Below are 18,244 nucleotides of genomic sequence, written 5' to 3' on the forward strand. Positions count from 1 at the left end.
AGGTAGTGCCTCGGGCACCCCGTGCCTAGCGTCGAAGGGAGACGTCGACCCGGCCACGGGTCTGCTCAACGTCGCCAGCCTGAGGAGCTCATCTCGATGCCCACGACGAAGCGCACCACCTCCCACGACGCGGATGCACCTGCCCACGACCGCGTCGGGGCCGGCGGCGAGACCCACCAGCGAGCAGGCGGCGATAGCCCGGTCATGACGTCGGCGCACGGCGTCCCGATCGAGGACGACAACAACTCACTGCGAGCGGGTGAGCGTGGTCCGACCCTCATGTCCGACCACGCGTTCCGCGAGAAGCTCTTCCACTTCGACCACGAGCGCATCCCCGAGCGAGTGGTCCACGCGCGTGGCTACGGAGCTCACGGGGTCTTCGAGTGCCACGAGTCGCTCGCCGACATCACGCGTGCCAGCATCTTCGCCTCGGCCGGCAAGAAGACCGAGACCTTCGTCCGTTTCTCCACCGTGGCTGGCAACCTCGGCTCCTTCGACCTCGCGCGGGACGTGCGCGGGTTCGCCACGAAGTTCTACACCGACGAGGGCAACTGGGACCTCGTCGGCAACAACATCCCGGTCTTCTTCATCCAGGACGCCGTGAAGTTCCCCGACCTGGTCCACGCAGTCAAGGAGGAGCCGGACCGCGGTTTCCCGCAGGCGCAGAGCGCCCACGACACCTTCTGGGACTTCGCCTCGCTCATGCCCGAGTCGACCCACATGACGCTGTGGCAGATGTCGGACCGAGCCATCCCGCGCTCTTTCCGCATGATGGAGGGCTTCGGTGTCCACACCTTCCGCTTCATCAACGACGCCGGCGACAGCTCCTTCGTGAAGTTCCACTGGAAGCCCGTGCTGGGCATGCAGTCCGTGGTCTGGAACGAGGCGGTCAAGATCAACGGCGCCGACCCCGACTTCCACCGCCGCGACCTCTTCGACGCCATCACCGCCGGCGACTTCCCGCAGTGGGAGCTGGGTGTGCAGGTCTTCGACGACGCCTTCGCCGACGAGTTCGACTTCGACGTCCTCGACGCGACCAAGCTCATCCCCGAGGAGCTCATCCCGGTCCGGGCTGTCGGCACGATGACCCTGAACCGGCTCGTCGACAACGTCTTCGCCGAGGTCGAGCAGGTCGCCTTCATGACGCAGAACGTGCCGCCGGGCATCGACTTCAGCAACGACCCCCTGCTCCAGGGCCGCAACTTCTCCTACCTCGACACCCAGCTGAAGAGGCTCGGCAGCACCAACTTCAGCCAGCTGCCGGTCAACGCGCCCCGGTGCCCCGTCGCTCACTTCCAGCGCGACGGTCACATGCAGATGTCACCGCAGCCTGGTCGGGCGGCCTACGAGCCGAACTCCTTCAGCGGCGAGGACCGAGGGCCGCGCGAGGTGGGTGCGCAGGGGCAGCAACCCTTCCCCGACGAGGTCGAGGGCCAGACCCGGCGCGTGCGCAGCGCGTCCTTCGCCGATCACTACAGCCAGGCCCGGCAGTTCTACGTCAGCCAGACTCCGGTCGAGCAGGAGCACATCGTCCTCGCGTACACCTTCGAGCTGGGCAAGTGCGAGATCCCGGCCATCAGGTCACGGATGATCGCCAACCTGCGCAATGTCGACGAGGACCTCGCCGCTGGCGTGGCCGCGGGCCTGCGGATGCCCCTCCCGGAGGCCTCCGTCCCGGCCGCGGAGCCCATCAGGGATCTGCCGCCGAGCCCCCCTCTGAGCATCCTCGCCAACGCCAAGGAGACCTTCGCCGGCCGCAAGCTGGGGCTGCTGGTCGGCGACGGCGCGGACGCGGCCGCGGTCAAGCGTCTGCGCAAGGCCGTGACGAAGGCAGGCGGCATCTGCGAGGTCGTCGCCAAGGCCGTCGGGGGCGCCACGCTGTCCGACGACTCGCTGCTCGAGGCGACGCAGGCCGTCGCCGGTGCCCCCTCGGTGCTGTACGACGCGATCGCCGTCCTGACAGGGCCCGACGGTGGAGCCGTCCTGGCCGACGAGCCAGCAGCGCGTGACTTCCTCACCGACGCCTTCAACCACTACAAGGTCATCGGGCTCGGCGGCGCCACCGATGCTCTCGTCGCGGCGGCCGGTCTCAGCGACAAGCTCGACGCGGCCTGCTTGGGCCTGGACACGGCCAACGACAACACGACATTCCTGTCGAGGATCGCCGGACCACGCCAATGGGACCGCGACCTCGACGCCTGAGGCACCACGACAGAGAGGCACCACATGAAGGCACTCACCTGGCAAGGCCGAAGCAACGTCCGCATTGACGACGTCCCCGACCCTCGGATCGAGCGCCCGACCGACGCGGTCATCCGTGTCACCTCGACCGCGATCTGCGGATCCGACCTCCATCTCTACGACCCACTCGGTCCCTTTCTGTCGAAGGGAGACATCCTCGGCCACGAGACCATGGGCATCGTCGAGGAGGTGGGGTCGGAGGTCACCCACATCTCGGTGGGCGACCGGGTCGTCGTCCCCTTCAACATCTCGTGCGGGCACTGCTGGATGTGCCAACGCGGATTCATGGCCCAGTGCGAGACCACGCAGGTGCGCGATCAGGGCATGGGGGCCTCGCTCTTCGGCTTCACCGAGCTCTACGGCTCCGTCCCGGGGGGCCAGGCGGAGTACCTGCGCGTCCCGCAGGCACAGTTCGGCCCGATCCTCGTCCCCGAGGGCGTGGCCGACGAGCGGTTCCTGTACCTCTCCGACATCCTCCCGACCGCCTGGCAGGGGGTGGAGTACGCCGACGTGCCCAACGGGGGCAGCCTCGCCGTCATCGGGCTGGGACCAGTCGGCCTGATGGCGGTCGCCATCGCGACCCACCGTGGCCTGCAGGTCATAGGCGTGGACAACGTGCCGGAACGGCTGGCACGGGCGCGCCAGTACGGCGCGACAGTCATCAACACCGACGAGACCGATGACGTGCCCGGAGCGATCCGCGAGCTCACCGACGGCCGCGGGGTCGACGGCTCCCTGGACGCGGTCGGGATGGAGGCCCACGGCGCACCAGTGGCCGAGACCGCCATCAAGGCCGTCGGCCTGGTCCCGGATGTCCTGGCCAAGCCGATGATGAAGACGGTCGGCATCGACCGCCTCGCCGCACTGCGCACGGCGATCGGCGCCGTCCGACGTTCGGGCACGGTCTCGGTGAGCGGGGTCTACGGCGGGATGGCCGACCCCCTGCCGATGATGGAGATCTTCGACAAGGGTCTGGCTCTGCGCATGGGCCAGTGCCACGTCAAGCGGTGGATCGACGACATCATGCCGCTCGTGCTCGAGGACGGCGACCCCCTCGGTCTCGAGGCGTTTGCGACCCACCGCCTGCCGCTGACGCAGGCCTCTGACGCCTACTCGATGTTCCAGAAGAAGCAGGACGGCTGCATCAAGGTCGTGCTGAAGCCGTGACCGCAGCACGAGTGGCCGGGGCCTCACGGGCCTCGGCCACTCGTGGCTGTGGCCGCGATCGACCTGACGCTGGGCGGGCCGATCCACCTGTGCCTGTCCGTCCTGCTCCTCTCGATCCCGGCGCAGAGGGCCGCTCGACGACTCGTCGACGCGGTGCTGGCCGGTCGCTCGCCGATCGAGCTCACACCCCTGTCGTGGGTGGGCAGGCCGGTACACGGTCTCGCGCCGCGCGCCGGCTCAACCCGATCGATCCGGGCGAAGGGCCCGCAGCGCGCAGCGCGTCGGGTCAGTAGTCGGCGGGCGTGGGCGGCGCCTCGAGGACGATCCGCTTGCGTGTCGGGGCCATGCCGTTGTCGATCCCCCAGAGGACGGCTTGGCTCCGGCTGTCCACGCCCATCGTCCGGTACGCGGAGCGGATGTAGGACTTGACCGAGTTGATGCTCAGGTACGTCCGCTCCGCGATGGCGTTGTTGCTCAGCCCGGCGGTCACGAGAGCGATGATCTCTGACTCACGAGGCGTCAGGCCCGCCGCGCGGCCGGGCCAGGAGTTGGTGGGGAGCGTGGGGTCCGGCTCGAAGGGGATGACCCGCAGATGCCCTTCGTGAGCCCTGGTCAGCTCCATGACGAGATCCTCCGCGCCGACCGACTTGGAGATCGCGGAGGTGACCCCGCGGGCCCGAGCTGACTCGATGAGCTCCTCGGAGAGATGCCAGGTGAAGAGGACCACCTGCCCGATGTGGGGGGCGGCGCACAAGACGTCGAGGTCGTCACCGTCGAACCCGGTGCGGGCGTAGGTGTCGTACAGCGCGATGTCGACCGGTTGAGCGACCGTGGTCCCTGCATCCAGCTCGACGACCCTGACGACGTCGGCGTAGGGCTCGAGCATGGCGGCGACTCCTTGGATGATCAGCTCGTGATCGTTGATCAGGGCGACCCTCAAGGGGCCACGTGCAGGGGCGCTCATGCCCTGACCATAACCGCGGCTACCGACTGAGTCAGGCTCGGGTCTCGTGACCGTCCGCCCTCGCGACGAGCACGATCTCGCCGGGACGACGGATGATGCGGCCCTGCCTTTCGAACTCGTCGAGCCACCCCGACATGGGCCACTCGTGCCAACGTCGCCAGTAGATCGATGCATTGCGCACGATGTCGACGAGGTGCTCGACCGGCGGCCGTGACACCGGGTGATGCTGGTGGTAGGCATGGGCGCCTCCGACCCAGACCAGCTCGACACCTCGCTCGCGGGCGACCCGACCGAGGTCGGTGTCCTCGGCCCCGTAGCCGACGTACTCCTCGGCAAAGCCTCCCAACAGGTCCCAGGTGGACGCTTTCACCGCGAAGCTCAATGACCAGAAGAGCTCGTGCGAGCCGTCGCGCTGGATCGTGCCGGGCGATGGTGCCGGCCGGGCGGGGTGGGGGTCGGTCAGGTCGTCGAGCCGGCGGGCGTCGTCCGGGACCCGGACGCCTTCGTCGAGGTAGGTCACCGGTCCGCAGAGCAGGGCCTGAGGAACTCTCTCGGCAGCGCTCTCGTACGAGCTCACCAGACGTGGTCCGGGCACACAGTCCACGTCGAGCAGGACCACCAGGTCCGCGCCGGAGCGCAGCGCTGCCCGCACCCCGATGTTGCGTGCCCGCGCGAGGGGGAGACCGCGAGGATCGCGCTCGACGTGCATGACGGTCACGCTCGGCTGACCAGCGACGACGTCGTCGATGGCGTGGTCGTCCATGGCCACGATGATGTGCGGCATCCCGGGGGAGACGTCGCGCAGGATCCTGCGCTGCTCGCGCAGGTGCGCGTGCCGACCGTGGACGACGGTCACGATCACGATGTGCTCAGCCACCGGCCACCGCCTCGACCAGTGCGGCCGCCCGCTCGACGGCACCTGCGCACTCCCACCGCACCCACCCCTGGCCGCCTCGCGCCAAGGCCGTGTCGAGCGCGCAGGCCCAGTCGATCGTGTCGAGGTCCTCGGGCCGGACCGCGGTCGCGAGACCTGCGGCGTCGAGGGTCGCGGCCATGTGGTCCTGCTCGTCGTGGGGCCGGCGCTGTGGCACGACCAATGCCGCCACACCGGCGGCGGCGACGTCAGCCACGGCGTTCTGCCCGCCGTGTGTGACCACGACGTCCGCGCGAGCGATCAGGCTGCGCACGTCGGGGACCCAGACGTCTCCGCCCGCGACCTGCCAGTCGAGGTGTGGGGCCGAGCGGACGATGGTCATCGGCAGGTCTCCCCGGTCGAATCCCTCGGAGCCCGAGAGGATGAGACCCCTGGCGCGACGCACGCCGTCCCAGGCGTTCGTCCGGTGCCGGTCTGCCGAGGCGATGGCTGCGCGCGGGCTGCGGGCGAGTCCTCCCACGGCCACGACGCGGGCGGCGGACGTCCCGGTCGACCACAGCTGCGTGTGGGCCCACTCCGGCCATGGGGCGAGAACGGCGGTGGCTGCGGCCAGAGCGCTGTGGTGCGGCGCGTCGTGCCGCAGTCCCGGCTGTGCCACGACGATGACCGGGACACCGAGGAGCCGGACGAGCACGGTCACCTCGCACGAGACGTCTACGACGACGACGTCGGGCTGGTGCACCTGGATCCACCGTGCGATGGTCGTCATGCGCTCGCTGAATCCCCGGTGACCCAACGGTGCCCAGTGCATGAGGCCGCGCATCGTCACGTCGGCGTCGCTGGCCGATGTGCCTTCTGCGAGAGGAGCGTCGTGGGCCAGTAGCACGGACTCGAGTCCGGCGGCTCGCGTGGCGGCCTGGTCCAGCTCTGAGCCGAGGAGGGTCACATCGACCCCGTCCGTGGCCAGCCGACGGCCCACGATCATCGCTCGGGTGCGGTGCCCGGAGCCGTGGTGGTGCACGTACCAGCCGACCTTCACGCTCGGCCTCGTCCCGAGCCGACGAGCTCGCGGTACAGGCTCGCGTACTCGTGCACCATCCGCTCCCAGCCCAGGTCCCTCAGGGCGGCGAGGCGAACGCCCTCGCGGGGGAGCGAAGCCGCTGCGTCCACGCCGTCACTCAGTCCCCGGACGATGCTGTCGGCGTCCCCCCGGGCACTCACGAGAACGCCGATCTCTGGGGTGACGAACTCTGCGAGACCACCCCGATCCAGAGCGATGACCGGGGTTCCCCACGTGGCGGACTCCGCCGCGACGAGGCCGAAGGGTTCTTCCCATCGCGGGGTGACCAAGGTCGCCGCGCTGGCGCGCACGAGCGCGGCCAACTCGGAGTGCGGCAGATGTCCGGCGTACCTCACACGATCGTCGAGCTGGGGCGCGATGACGTCGTCGAACCACGCCCGCTCGCTCACCGGGCCGACGATGGTCAGACGCCTCCCGGCTCGTCGCGCGGCGGAGATGGCGAGGTCGCATCCCTTGGTGTGCGTCAGGCGGCCGACCCACACCAGGTCGTCGCCCCCTGCGCCCGAGCCGCCGCCGTCGTCGTCGACCCCGTTGTGGATGACCCTCGGGCGGGTGGGCAGCGTGCTCCAGTCTGCCGCGTTGGTGCGGCTGACGCAGACGTACTCGACGCGCGGGCTCGCCAGGGCGACCCCGAGCTCCATCCAGGGGAAGGGGGGAGTGTGCAGTGTCGTCACCAGTGGTGCGGCCACCGCTGGGCTGAAAGCCAGCGGGAGGAAGTTCAGGCTCTGGTTGTGGACCACGTCGACGGGCCTGGCGAGGAGGTCGACGACAGCCGCGGTGAAGGCCGCGTGGTCGCGCAGGAAATCGGGCTCGGGCAACTGGGGGTCGAGCGCGGCCACGGCACTGAGGTCGGGCAGACCGCGATAAGGGACGAGCTCGTCGGCGACACCGGGGTCGCTGCCCGCGGGCGCGTACATCCGGACGTGGTGCCCGAGCTCGCGCAGTCCGCGCGCCAGCAGCGCAGTGTGCGACTCCTGGCCACCGGCATAGGGCTCGGCGACGGGGTGACGCGAGGTGGCGAGCATGGCGATGCGCACTAGCCCACCTCGTCCTCGAGGTCGGTGAGGTACCCCGCAAAACCACCGTGGCACCGACCGGTCCGACGGGCCGAGGAGGACACTCGCACCGTGTCCGTCGCCACCCATGACGGCGTGTGAGCGCGGATGCGCCGCACGAGGTCGACGTCCTCGTCGCTCGCCATCGCGCGGAACCCTCCGATGGCGAGGTAGGTGCTCGCACGCAGGCCCAGGTTGGCGCCGTGCACGTGAGGGTGCCCTTCGACCAGGTGGTGCCGGGCGCGCCATTCCATCAGCACGCGGGAGTCGGTCAGACCGCGCGGCTCGACGGTGCCGATGACCGCGTCATGAGTCCGGGAGAGGTCGATGTGTCCGACCAGCCAGTGCGGGGGGACGACGGTGTCGGCATCGGTCGAGGCGAGCCAGAGGTCATCGACACCGACCTGAAGGGCCGTGGCGGTTCTCAGGGCAGCGGTGGCCCCACTGCGTCGGGCGGCGCCGACATTTCCGTGGTCGACGCTGAGGCTGCGGACACCCGCTCGGCGGACGACCGACGCGGAGCCGTCGACGGAGCGGTCGAGCACGACCGTGACGTCGATCATCACCTCGGGATGGACGATGCTCGCCCGGCGCCGAGCGGCGTCGATGCTGGCCAGTGCCTCGGGGAGCAGCACCTCCTCGTTGCGTGCGGGAACGACGACGTGCAGGGCGCGGATCATCGGGACGCCTCGTAGACGTCGATGAGGACGTCCTCCTCGACGAGGGTGACCACCGACCAGCGGTCACACACGGCGCGGACCTGAGCGTGCACGCGGGGGCCGTCCAAGGGGATCTCGCGGGTCGCGTGCCGCCAACTCACCAGGACGAGCTCACCGCCGGGAGCGAGCCGCTCGATGAGACCGCCGAGGGTGAGCCACAGCTCGAAGGGCGTGAGGAAGTAGCCGACCTCGGACATCACCACGAGGTCGAAGGGTCCGCTCAGCTCGGTGATGATGGAAGGGGCCTCGCCCCTGATCCAGGTCAGGCCGCTCGGTGCGTCGCGAGCAGCGATGTCGAGTGCGCGCTGACTGACGTCGATCGCCACGACGTCACCGGACCGCGACGCGAGGTCGCGCGTGAGCGTACCCGTGGAGCAACCGAGGTCGAGCACCCGTTCGTACCGCTCGCGTCGCAGGACGGCAGTGGTCAGGGCACGTTTGCGCCGCTCGTACCAGGTGTCGCTCGACCAGGGGTCCTCGCCGCAGTCGAACATCGCGTCAAACGTGGCGGGTCGCTGCGAACTTGGCGCATCGGGGCGCAGGTTGCCGCGCTCGGACAGGACCAGGGTGGTGAAGCCACGCACGGTCGGCGCCAGCACTGCGTCCGTCAGCAAGGCCTCGTCACCCGCGGCCGTCGAGAGCGGCTGGACCTGGCTGTGATGCCGCCGGACCGCCCGCGTGCGACGGGACTGGGCGTCCAGGGTCGCGTCGACGGCGACGAGGTCCGACCACGGCAGCAGGTCGGGTTCGCTCCAGTGCCAGAACCACACCAGGTAGTGGGCCAGGCTGACCCCCGCCTCTCCGGCAGACGTCCGGGAGAGGACCGCGGTGCGGGTTGCGCGACCAGCAGCGTCATGATCGGGGTGTCCGTCCGACGTCCACGGGGCCAGGACGAGGGTGCCCGTGGAGCAGAAGGAGGCGACGGCAGCCGAGATCTCCTCCTGGCGCTCAGCGAGGCCGCCGTCGGGGAGCCCGACGTGCACGACGTGTGCGGCCGGCGCGAGTTCAGCGGCGGCTCGCTCGCCCTCGGCGCGCCGACGAGCACCCAGGTCCTCACGGCTCACCGTGGAGGAGCGAGGGTGCGACGCCTCCCCGCTGGTCAGGATCAGCAGCGTCACGTCCACGCCGAGCGCGGCGGCATCGGCGATGAAGGCCCCGGCGCCCAAGCACTCGTCGTCCGGGTGGGCTGCCACGACGAGCAGGTGGTGGTGGTGGCCGATGACGGCACGCGTCGTGGGTGTCGTCACCGATGACCATCGAGGGTCGCCCACCCACCGCAACTCGCCGTCGGGGTGGTCCAGGCGTGGTGTCCGGGTGGTCATCGTGCGGCTTCGACGAGCATCGCTCCGGTGCGCGCCAGGTCGCGGTCGCCATGGTGCTGCCGGACGTAGACGGTGAGGTCCGCGACCCGACGGGCGTGCTCCTCGTCGAAGGTCAGCGGAGCCGGCCCCAGCGCCCGAGCCACCTCGGTCAGGCAGACGTGGGCGGCGGACGCCGCCGCGTCGCGGGCGCGGGCGGCCATGAAGGCGCCCGCCGCACCCGCGGCCGTCCCCGCGTCGATCGCGGCGGCTGCCGCCCGCAGCTCGAGCTCGGCGGCCCGCAGAGCCCGGTCGAGGCGACCGAGGTGCCAGGTCGCGATCTGGTCGGGCTCCCGACGACATGCAGCGTCGAGCACGCGCTGCGCGAGGGCTGCCGCAGCTCCGAACCACACGGCCGCCACGGCGACCCCACCCCACGCGAATCCCGGTCGGGTCAGGTACCACCCGGCCGGGCCGACGGGGGTCGCGGGGACGTCGTGCAGGTCCAGGCCGGTGCTGCGCACGTCCACGAGCCCGCGCGATGCCCAGGACGCGTCGTCCCGTCGGACGCCGGGGTGCGACAGGTCGACGGCGAAGGCCTGCCGCCGCTCGTCGGACACGTGCGCGGTGATGATTGCGTGGCTGACGTGGGCCGCGAGCGAGCACCACGGTTTGCTCCCCGACAGACGCCAGCCCGCATCCGAGCGGGTGGCGTCCAGATGGGTGTCCGGGGAGTGGGCCGCGTAGACGCCCCAGGTGCTGCCCCGTGGTGCGCTGACGGTCACGTCGGCGCCAGGGTGTGCGTCGGCCGCCTGCTCCAGGATGCTCAGCGCATCGAGGTGCGGCTCGACGACCCGGGCGACGGTGAGATCGCCGGCGCCGAGGGAGCCTAGGGATCGCAGGTAGGACCACGTGCTCGTCCCCAGGTGGGAGGAGAGCGGGCTCAGGTCGATCGCCAGCGACAGTGCCGCCGGGATGTCTGCCGCCACATCGCGGGCTGCAAGGACGAGGTCCTGGTCCGCCCAAGCCAAGAAGCTGAAGGGCCGCGAGGCGGCGGTGCTGGTCGTCATGAACGTCGCAGCGACGACGCGCGATCGAGGAGACCAGCCGGACCACGCTGCTGCTCGCCGAGGGCGGCGTCCAGGACGAGCAGGCCGCCCGTCGCCATCGGGGTGGCCCACTGGAGCCAGCGCATACGGGCAGAGAGGTCGCGGACGCGCTGGGCCGACTCCGGGTCCCGGTCGCCGGCCTCTTGGGCGCGACCGAGCCGGGCGCCCTCGCGATACGCGGCGGCGCTCGCGACCAGCGCGATGCCGGTGAGAGCCGTCTTCACGACGACTGCAGCTGTGGTCGGTGGGTGGACCGCGACGCGCCGCTTGTTGTCGGCGACGATCGCCAGCCCGCTCAGGAGGTGCACGCCGATCGCGCCGGCCTGCACAGGTCCCCACGAGGTCCACCCTTCGTCGGCGATGCGGGAGCGCTCCTGAGCGCTGTCGCCCACTCGTGATGCGGGGTTGAGAGCGACGGCGCCCATGAGCGAGCCGCCGAACCAGGCGGCGTTGGTGACAAGGTGCGCGGCCCGGACAGTGGTGCTGTAGATCGTCATCTCTCGACAGTAGGGAGGGCGGGCTCGGGCTGCACCACCCCTAAGGGTGGCCTGGTGCAGTGGGCCGCTCCGCCTACATTTGTCCGATGGCCGATGTGCAGGACCTCGTCGACGAGGCATCCGCGATCCTCCTCGCCCCGGTGACCCTGGAGGACCGTCGTTTCCGGCTGCTTGCCTTCGCCGCGCACGCCGGTGACGTCGACAGCGTGCGGGCCGAGACGGTGCTCTCCCGCGGAGCGCGCCCGCGCACCCGTGAGTGGTTCGAGAGCTTCGGCATCGCGCGGGCGAGCGCGCCGGTCCACGTGCCCGGCGACCCGGAACGTGGCACGCAGGCGCGGCTGTGCCTGCCTGCACGGTGGAGAGGGGTCACCCAGGGCTACCTGTGGGCGGTCGAGCCCCCCGAGGGGCTGACGACCGACCGGGTCCGTGCCGCAACGGTGCTCGCCGACCAGGCGGGGGAGCACCTGGCCCGGCTCACCTCCCGTCGCCGCGAGACCGAGCGTCTCGTCCTCGACCTGCTCGACGCGGAAGCGGGCTCGCGCAGCGGCCCCGCCCGCGAGCTGGCCGACGAGCTGGCCGTGGACCCCGGCGCCCGGGCCGCGGTCGTCGTCCTGGGCGCAGCGCCCGGTGTCCGGCTGCGGGTCGACGAGGTGCACGGGCCTGGAGGTCTGCCGCGTCGTATCGGCGTCGCCGAGCGCTCGGGCGACCTCGTGCTCGTCGTCCCGGCGGCGACGGACCTGGAGGTCCATGACGCTGCCGAGTCGGCCCTGCGCACCCTCGGTCGGGTCGTGGAGGAGCACGTCGTCGCCGGGGTGGGCGATCTCGTGCCGCTGGTGGATGTGGCACGTTCCCTGCGCGAAGGGCGCGCCGCCCTGCGCGTCGTGCGTCCGTCCACCCCTGACCCGCCCGGCCAGTGCGCCGCCGCGCGAGTCCATGCGTGGTCGTCCCTCGGCATCGAGCGCCTGCTCGGCACGACGGCCGGCGACGACCTGCTCGAGGCGGTGCGCACCCCCGCGGTCGCGGAACTGCTCGCGGCCGCACCAGAGCTCGTCGAGACCGCCTGGGTCCATCTCGAGGAGGGTTGCTCAGTCGGCATCACCTCGGCTCGCCTCGGCCTGCACCGCCAGAGCGTCTACGCGCGGCTGCGGCGGATCGAGTCCGTGACCGGACTCGACCTCTCCCGTGGTCGCGACCGCCTCGAGCTGCACCTCGGCCTGCTCGTCCTGCGCCCCTGAGGCTGCATTGCCGTAGGGCAATGCAGCCTCAGGGGGTCGTCGCGCGGGTGACGAGGCGTTCGGCGACCTGGTAGACGCCGGTGAGCAGGGCGACGGCCGCCGTCACGTGGAGCAGCAGGGCCAGGGCGACGCCGGCGATGATGCCCGCGGCCCGCAGCCGCCCCCACGTGAGGCCGATCAGCACGGGGACGACGACGGCGCCGGCGGCACCGGTGAGCAGCTCGACCCACCAGGCCCGCTCGCCCATCCACGGCACGCCGCCGACGAGCGGCACCGCGACGTCGAAGAGGTCGAGCGTGGCCAGCACCCCCAGCACGGCGACGAGCCCCAGGGTCACCACGGCCGTGACCTGCCGGCGCAGCCGCTCGCCCGCCGACCACGTCCCGCTGCGGTCCTGGAAGATCGTCCCGAGGGTCACCGCGGTCCACATCAGCCACCGCCGGATCAGTCCGGTCCCGGTGTCCGCCATGGCCGCCCGGAAGACGAGGTCGGCGCGCTCGCGGTCGATCCGCACGCCCGGCGCCGCCACGAAGGAACCGCGCACCAGTCCGTCGTGCAGCAGGGCCGCGGGCAGGTGTCGGCCTGTGCGCGGCACGAGCCAGAGGAAGACCGACGGCACCGAGGTCAGGTCGGTCGTGAAGGTCGTCGGGTCGACGGGCACGAGCAGCTGCCCCAGCTCACGGTCGCGGTAGCCCAGCCGTCGCCCCATGCGGAACTCCTCGACCGACATGTCGAGCGTGCGCTCGAGGACGATGAGCGGCGGCGACGTGGGGTCGGGCTGCCCGTCGGGCGGCCCACCGTCGTAGAAGCGTCTCGCCTGGGTCTCCAGCGGCCGGTCCATGACCCCAGCGTGGCAGCGCGCGGTGTCAGCGGGGGAGCAGTCGGTCGCAGACCTCGACGATCCGACGACGAAGGGAGTTGGACGTCACCATGAGCTCGCGCTGGCGGGCGACGTACTCGGCCTTGCCCTCCGGCGTCTCGATGGCGACCGGGTCCAGCCCGAGCCCCGAGACGTCGTAGGGCGAGGCCTGCATGTCGAGGCGCCGCACCCGCAGCGCGTGCCGGAAGGCGTCGAGGGTCACCTCCGACGGCACCGCCGGCGCGAGCTTGAAGGCCCACTTGTAGGTGTCCATGCCCGCGTGCAGGCAGGCGGGCTGCTCGTGCTCGACCTGCTCCTCGCGGGTCGGGCGAAGGGTGTTGTGCCCCAAGGCCTCTGGCGTGAAGAAGCGGTAGGCGTCGAAGTGGCTGCACCGGATCCGGTGCCCGTCGACGACGGCGTCCGTCGCCTCCTGCCCCAGGCGAAGGGGGAGCCGCTCGTGCCGCTGCTCGCCGGGCTGGAGGCGGTAGACCATCGCCCACTCGTGCAGGCCGAAGCAGTCGTGGGTGCCGGGTCGCGACAGGGTCGCCGTGAGCAGGTCCCGGACGAAGGTGACGGTCCGCCCCCTTCGCCCGACGAAGTCGTCGACGTCGAGCCGGGCGCTGCCGTCCGCGTCCACCGTGTAACCGGACCGGCCGGCGAAGTCCTCGCCGGCGTCGAGCAGGGTCACGCCGGGGCCCGGGTGCCACCGGCGCAGGTGCGCCGGACGATGTGCGTAGTACTCGAAGAGGAAGTCCTCGACGGCGTGACGCTCACCCCGTGACCGGCGCTCACGGTGGCCGGCCGTCAGCTCGTCGACCGCCTGCTCGTGGGCGCGCGCACTGGCGGTCCACTCCTCGCGGGTCAGGGTCGTCATCGGGGCAAGGCTAGGCGGTCACTAGGGTGGTGCCGTGCGCATCGCGAGATACACCGAAGGTGACGACCCCGTCTACGGGCTCGTCGACGCAGACGGCAAGAAGATCGCCGAGGTGACCGGCGACCCGCTCTACCAGCGGATCGAGCTGACCGGTCGCACGACGACCGTCGACGAGGTGCGGCTGCTCGCACCCGTCATCCCCCGCAGCAAGATCATCGGCATCGGGCGCAACTACGCCGACCACGCCGCCGAGATGGGCAACGAGGTCCCGGCCGAGCCGATGATGTTCCTCGTGCCCAACACCGCGGTCGTCGGTCCCGGCGACCCGGTCGTCATCCCGACGGAGCTGACGTCCAAGGTCAGCTTCGAGGGCGAGCTCGCGGTGATCATCGGCCGGATGTGCAAGGACATCGAGCCGGAGGAGGCCAAGAAGGTCATCTTCGGCTACACGATCGCCAACGACGTCACCGCGCGCGACCTGCAGAAGGGCGACGGCCAGTGGGCCCGCGCCAAGGGGATGGACACCTTCTGCCCGCTCGGTCCGTGGATCGAGACCGACCTCGACCCGCAGGACGTCTCGATCGTCACCCGCCTCGACGGCGAGGTGGCCCAGGACGGCCACAGCTCCGACATGGTCCACGGTGTCGCGGCCCTCATCAGCCACGCGTCGAAGTCCTTCACCCTCCTGCCCGGCGACGTCATCCTCACCGGCACCCCGGCGGGCGTCGGCCTCGTCGACCCCGGGCAGCGGGTCGAGATCGACATCGACGCGATCGGGACTCTGTCCAACCCCTTCGTCGCCTCCGAGTGACGCGAAGCTGACGTGGACGTCGCCCGGTCGGTCCCGCTCTTCGTCCTCGCCGCGCTGCTCGAGATCGGCGGCGCCTGGCTCGTGTGGCAGGGTCTGCGTGAGCACCGCGGCTGGCTGTGGGTCGGCGCCGGTGTCATCGCACTCGGCCTCTACGGCGCGGTGGCGACCCTCCAGCCGGATGCGAGCTTCGGGCGGATCCTCGCCGCGTACGGCGGGGTCTTCGTCGCCGGGTCCCTGCTCTGGGGCATGGTCGTCGACGGGTTCCGCCCCGACCGGTGGGACGTCGCTGGTGCCCTCGTCTGCCTCGCCGGCGTCGCCCTGATCATGTACGCGCCACGCTCCGCCTGACCTCCCTTCGCTCCACGTCGACGCAGGGGGCCTCGAAGGGGAGTGCTCCCCATGTGCACCTTGTCACCTCGTCGCTAGCGTCGGGTCATCCACGGCGGGAGACCCTGATGACCCTGACCCACGGCGCCGATGCCGATCGACTGCGTGACATCGCAGCCCAGCTCGACGACCAGTCGACACGGATGACCCGCGTGGGCACGGAGGCGAGTGGCCGACTCGTCGTGCTGCGGGGTGCGTGGGAGGGCCCCGACCTCGAGGACTTCGACCGGGAGTGGCGCCTCGCCCAGCGCCAGGTCGAGGAGTGCGCGGCGCGGCTGGCCACCGCCGCGCGGCAGCTCACCGCGCAGGCGGACGAGCAGGGTGAGACGAGCGCCCAGGTCGGCGGGGGAGCGGGTGGCCATGCCGGTGCGCCGACGTCTCCCGGGCCGTCCGCTCCCGGGCCGCAGGCGCCGCCGTCCCAACCGGCACCGGGCGGCTCGAGCTTCGACGACGACGTGCGCGGCACCGAGGGGCAGCGGGTCGATCGTGACCTGTGGTCCCTGGCCCACCACGTCTACGGGAGCGACAACGCACTCTACGACGACCCGCTCATGCACGACGGGCAGCCCGACCTGCCGCCGGGCTACACGATGCCGACCGAGGACGAGATCCGCGCCCTGGGGCTCGACCCGGCGCAGTTCAACGACGACTCCTCGGGCCTCCAGTCGAGTCTCTACCGCACGCCCGACGGCGGCTACGTCCTCGCCTTCCGTGGCAGCGACGCCGACGAGCTGTCCGACTGGGTGGACAACGGCCTGCAGGGTGCCGGGCTGCCGGCTCGCCAGTACACGCAGGCCATGGAGCTGGCCGCGCAGGTCAACGCGGCGACCGGGGGCGAGGTCACCTTCACCGGGCACTCGCTCGGCGGTGGGCTCGCCGCCGCGGCGGCGATGGCGACCGGCCAGCCGGCGGTCACCTTCGACGCGGCGGGAGTCCACGAGCACACCGCCGAGGCCGCCGCCGCGCTGCGCGCCGACGGGTCGACCGGCGCGTCCGTCATGGCCGAGACGAGCGAGGGGCAGATCCGGGCCTACAGCACCTCGACCGACATCCTCACGACCCAGCAGCAGAGCGGGCCGCTCGCCGGCCTCCTGCCCGACGCCCCCGGCACGCAGATCGTCCTGGAGACGCCCCAGAGCGAGCGAGGCGACGCCGCCGCGCGGACGGGCGCGATCATCGGCTCCGTGGTCGGCGCCGTCACCTCCGGCTTCGACCTCAACCCCTTCGACACCGCGCGCGACATCGCCGAGGGTGCGCAGACCGGTGCCGACATCGGCACGGGGGTGTGGGGCCACCACTGGGACCCGATGGAGGAGGCGCTCGCGGAGCGCTACCCCGACTGACGCCGGACCCCCCTTCGTCATGGTTGCGTGCAGACGGGGATGGGGCGCGGTGACGGCGATACGATCGGGCCATCATGAGCGACTCCTCTGCACCCTCCACCGCCCCCGCACCGACCGAGGCCACCGCCCCTCGCCTGCGCGTCGCGCCGTCGCCGACCGGCGACCCGCACGTCGGCACCGCCTACATGGCCCTGTTCAACCTCGCCTTCGCGCGGCAGCAGGGCGGGCAGTTCGTCCTGCGCATCGAGGACACCGACCGGGCCCGCTTCAACGCGACGAGCGAGCAGCAGCTCTACGACACCCTCGGCTGGCTCGGCCTGCGCTGGGACGAGGGCCCCGACGTCGGCGGCCCCTACGCGCCCTACCGGCAGAGCGAGCGGCTGGAGACCTACCGGCCCTACGTCGACAAGCTCGTCGAGGACGGCCACGCCTACTACTGCTGGTGCTCCACCGAGCGCCTGACGGCGATGCGAGAGAAGCAGCAGAAGCTCAAGCTGCCCACCGGCTACGACCGCATGTGCCTGGGCAAGACGCGTGAGGAGCGCGCCGAGCTCGAGGGCTTCAACGAGACGCCGGTCGTGCGCATGCTCGTGCCCGACGACGCCCCGACGACCTTCGAGGACGTCATCCGCGGCACCGTCTCCGCGCCGCGCCCCGACGACCAGGTCATCCTCAAGGCCGACGGCTTCCCGACCTATCACATGGCCGTCGTCGTCGACGACCACGAGATGGGCATCACCCACGTCGTGCGCGGCGAGGAGTGGATCTCCTCGACGCCCAAGCACGTGCTGCTCTACCAGTGGCTCGGCCTCGAGCCGCCGAAGTTCGCGCACATGCCGCTGCTGCGCAACACCAACAAGTCGAAGATCTCCAAGCGCAAGAACCCCGAGGCGCGCCTCACGTGGTTCCAGGAGCAGGGTTACCTGCCCGAGGCCGTCGTCAACTTCCTCGGCCTGCTGGCCTACCCGCCGGCGAAGGGGGAGGACGGCCAGGACGTCGAGAAGTTCACCTTCGAGGAGTTCAGCCGCGACTTCGCCTGGAGCAAGGTCAACACCGTCGGGCCGATCTTCGACCTGAAGAAGCTCGAGTGGCTCAACGGCGCGTGGATCCGCGACCTCGAGCTCGGCGACTTCACCTCGCGCCTGCTGCCCTACCTGCAGGCCGACGGCGTCCTCGGCGACAACCCCTCGCTGGGCGAGCTCGCCCGGCTGAAGTCCGTCGCCGAGCTCATCCAGACGCGCATCGCGCTGCTCACCGAGGCGAGTGCTCTCGTGCGGCCCTTCTACACCGCCGACGCCGACCTGCAGATCGACGAGGACGCGCGAGCGGGCCTGAAGGACAACGCTGCCGAGGTCCTCGACGCGGCGATCACCGCGCTCGAGGCGCTGCAGGTGCCGGCCGGTGTCCTGTCGCAGGAGAGCCGCGACGGCAACGAGTGGCACGCCGAGCGGATCGAGGCGACGCTGCGCGAGGTCATCGTCGACGGTCTGGGCATCAAGCCGCGCTTCGCCTTCGGGCCGCTGCGCACCGCCGTCTCGGGGGCGCGGATCAGCCCGCCGCTTTTCGAGTCGATGGAGATCCTGGGCCAGGCGTCGACGCTCGAGCGGCTGCGCTCGCTGCGCTCCTCGCTGGCCTGAGCCGCGATTTGGGGAGTCGCCGATCGACGGGTAGCATCGTCTCTCGGTTCACAGGCCGCGCGGACTTCGGTCCAAAGGGTCGGTGATACCCCC

Annotated in this window: 17 protein-coding genes; 7 read left to right on the forward strand and 10 right to left on the reverse strand. The window is 71.2% G+C overall.

All coding sequences use genetic code 11. The features are described 5' to 3' along the window. Window positions 1-96: 96 nt before the first annotated feature. A complete protein-coding gene (locus tag ACQBJO_RS05210) occupies window positions 97-2,202 on the forward strand; it encodes a catalase (RefSeq protein ID WP_421006910.1) in 2,106 nt (701 codons plus the stop codon). Window positions 2,203-2,226: 24 nt separating this feature from the next. Continuing rightward, window positions 2,227-3,408 carry a zinc-dependent alcohol dehydrogenase gene (locus ACQBJO_RS05215; RefSeq protein ID WP_421006909.1) on the forward strand — a complete coding sequence of 394 codons (1,182 nt, stop codon included), beginning with the start codon at window positions 2,227-2,229 and terminating at the stop codon, window positions 3,406-3,408. 286 nt (window positions 3,409-3,694) lie between these two features. On the opposite strand, the gene ACQBJO_RS05220 is transcribed toward ACQBJO_RS05215, so the two are convergent. From ACQBJO_RS05220 to ACQBJO_RS05255, 8 genes are all read right to left on the reverse strand, one after another. Then, window positions 3,695-4,372: a response regulator transcription factor gene (locus ACQBJO_RS05220; protein WP_255185703.1), complete on the reverse strand. Its 678-nt coding sequence runs from the start codon at window positions 4,370-4,372 to the stop codon at window positions 3,695-3,697. 31 nt (window positions 4,373-4,403) lie between these two features. Further along, complete coding sequence (locus ACQBJO_RS05225; protein WP_421006908.1) at window positions 4,404-5,249, reverse strand: glycosyltransferase family 2 protein; 846 nt, start codon at window positions 5,247-5,249, stop codon at window positions 4,404-4,406. Continuing rightward, entirely contained in the window at window positions 5,242-6,285 is a 1,044-nt protein-coding gene (locus tag ACQBJO_RS05230; protein ID WP_255185705.1) for a glycosyltransferase, read from the reverse strand. The genes ACQBJO_RS05225 and ACQBJO_RS05230 overlap by 8 nt, the downstream gene beginning before the upstream one ends. Further along, window positions 6,282-7,364 carry a glycosyltransferase gene (locus tag ACQBJO_RS05235; RefSeq protein ID WP_421006907.1) on the reverse strand — a complete coding sequence of 361 codons (1,083 nt, stop codon included), beginning with the start codon at window positions 7,362-7,364 and terminating at the stop codon, window positions 6,282-6,284. Before ACQBJO_RS05235 ends, ACQBJO_RS05230 begins: the two co-directional genes overlap by 4 nt. Continuing rightward, window positions 7,364-8,062 (reverse strand): glycosyltransferase, encoded by a 699-nt coding sequence (locus ACQBJO_RS05240; protein WP_421006906.1) that lies wholly within the window; start codon window positions 8,060-8,062, stop codon window positions 7,364-7,366. The genes ACQBJO_RS05235 and ACQBJO_RS05240 overlap by 1 nt, the downstream gene beginning before the upstream one ends. Then, entirely contained in the window at window positions 8,059-9,348 is a 1,290-nt protein-coding gene (locus ACQBJO_RS05245; RefSeq protein ID WP_421006905.1) for a PIG-L family deacetylase, read from the reverse strand. Before ACQBJO_RS05245 ends, ACQBJO_RS05240 begins: the two co-directional genes overlap by 4 nt. 71 nt (window positions 9,349-9,419) lie before the next feature. After that, window positions 9,420-10,469 (reverse strand): acyl-CoA dehydrogenase, encoded by a 1,050-nt coding sequence (locus tag ACQBJO_RS05250; RefSeq protein WP_421006904.1) that lies wholly within the window; start codon window positions 10,467-10,469, stop codon window positions 9,420-9,422. Continuing rightward, window positions 10,466-11,005, reverse strand: coding sequence for a hypothetical protein (locus tag ACQBJO_RS05255; protein WP_255185710.1), 540 nt, complete (start codon window positions 11,003-11,005; stop codon window positions 10,466-10,468). The genes ACQBJO_RS05250 and ACQBJO_RS05255 overlap by 4 nt, the downstream gene beginning before the upstream one ends. Before the next feature lie 86 nt (window positions 11,006-11,091). On the opposite strand from ACQBJO_RS05255, the gene ACQBJO_RS05260 reads away from it, so the two are divergent. Beyond that, window positions 11,092-12,240, forward strand: a complete 1,149-nt coding sequence (locus ACQBJO_RS05260; RefSeq protein WP_255185711.1) for a PucR family transcriptional regulator — start codon at window positions 11,092-11,094, stop codon at window positions 12,238-12,240. 28 nt (window positions 12,241-12,268) lie between these two features. Here the strand turns inward: ACQBJO_RS05260 and ACQBJO_RS05265 are convergent, their stop codons facing one another. Both ACQBJO_RS05265 and ACQBJO_RS05270 read right to left on the reverse strand, forming a co-directional pair. Beyond that, window positions 12,269-13,081: a DUF1353 domain-containing protein gene (locus tag ACQBJO_RS05265; protein ID WP_421006903.1), complete on the reverse strand. Its 813-nt coding sequence runs from the start codon at window positions 13,079-13,081 to the stop codon at window positions 12,269-12,271. Window positions 13,082-13,106: 25 nt separating this feature from the next. Beyond that, on the reverse strand, window positions 13,107-13,973 hold the full coding sequence (locus ACQBJO_RS05270; RefSeq protein WP_421006902.1) for a 3-methyladenine DNA glycosylase: 867 nt from the start codon (window positions 13,971-13,973) through the stop codon (window positions 13,107-13,109). A 34-nt stretch (window positions 13,974-14,007) separates the two neighbouring features. Here ACQBJO_RS05270 and ACQBJO_RS05275 point away from each other — a divergent pair, with 34 nt between their 5' ends. From ACQBJO_RS05275 to gltX, 4 genes are all read left to right on the forward strand, one after another. Further along, window positions 14,008-14,784: a fumarylacetoacetate hydrolase family protein gene (locus tag ACQBJO_RS05275; protein WP_421006901.1), complete on the forward strand. Its 777-nt coding sequence runs from the start codon at window positions 14,008-14,010 to the stop codon at window positions 14,782-14,784. A gap of 12 nt (window positions 14,785-14,796) precedes the next feature. Beyond that, a complete protein-coding gene (locus tag ACQBJO_RS05280) occupies window positions 14,797-15,132 on the forward strand; it encodes a YnfA family protein (RefSeq protein ID WP_421006900.1) in 336 nt (111 codons plus the stop codon). A gap of 107 nt (window positions 15,133-15,239) precedes the next feature. Continuing rightward, the gene (locus ACQBJO_RS05285) at window positions 15,240-16,514 is read left to right on the forward strand and encodes an Mbeg1-like protein (protein WP_421006899.1); all 1,275 of its coding nucleotides are present in this window, start codon (window positions 15,240-15,242) and stop codon (window positions 16,512-16,514) included. A gap of 74 nt (window positions 16,515-16,588) precedes the next feature. Next, entirely contained in the window at window positions 16,589-18,151 is a 1,563-nt protein-coding gene (gene gltX / locus ACQBJO_RS05290) for a glutamate--tRNA ligase (protein ID WP_421006898.1), read from the forward strand. The last annotated feature ends 93 nt before the right edge of the window (window positions 18,152-18,244 follow it).

Source organism: Janibacter zhangyanbonis (genome assembly GCF_050507325.1).
In the GTDB taxonomy this organism is placed as follows: domain Bacteria; phylum Actinomycetota; class Actinomycetes; order Actinomycetales; family Dermatophilaceae; genus Janibacter.

Excerpts from the sequence above, each read along its gene's own strand:
- ACQBJO_RS05210 (WP_421006910.1), top strand. The coding sequence starts at position 97 with ATGCCCACGACGAAGCGCACCACCTCCCACGACGCGGATGCACCTGCC.
- ACQBJO_RS05215 (WP_421006909.1), top strand. The coding sequence starts at position 2,227 with ATGAAGGCACTCACCTGGCAAGGCCGAAGCAACGTCCGCATTGACGAC.
- ACQBJO_RS05220 (WP_255185703.1), bottom strand. The coding sequence starts at position 4,372 with ATGAGCGCCCCTGCACGTGGCCCCTTGAGGGTCGCCCTGATCAACGAT.
- ACQBJO_RS05240 (WP_421006906.1), bottom strand. The coding sequence starts at position 8,062 with ATGATCCGCGCCCTGCACGTCGTCGTTCCCGCACGCAACGAGGAGGTG.
- ACQBJO_RS05250 (WP_421006904.1), bottom strand. The coding sequence starts at position 10,469 with ATGACGACCAGCACCGCCGCCTCGCGGCCCTTCAGCTTCTTGGCTTGG.
- ACQBJO_RS05255 (WP_255185710.1), bottom strand. The coding sequence starts at position 11,005 with ATGACGATCTACAGCACCACTGTCCGGGCCGCGCACCTTGTCACCAAC.
- ACQBJO_RS05260 (WP_255185711.1), top strand. The coding sequence starts at position 11,092 with ATGGCCGATGTGCAGGACCTCGTCGACGAGGCATCCGCGATCCTCCTC.
- ACQBJO_RS05265 (WP_421006903.1), bottom strand. The coding sequence starts at position 13,081 with ATGGACCGGCCGCTGGAGACCCAGGCGAGACGCTTCTACGACGGTGGG.
- ACQBJO_RS05270 (WP_421006902.1), bottom strand. The coding sequence starts at position 13,973 with ATGACGACCCTGACCCGCGAGGAGTGGACCGCCAGTGCGCGCGCCCAC.
- ACQBJO_RS05285 (WP_421006899.1), top strand. The coding sequence starts at position 15,240 with ATGACCCTGACCCACGGCGCCGATGCCGATCGACTGCGTGACATCGCA.
- gltX (WP_421006898.1), top strand. The coding sequence starts at position 16,589 with ATGAGCGACTCCTCTGCACCCTCCACCGCCCCCGCACCGACCGAGGCC.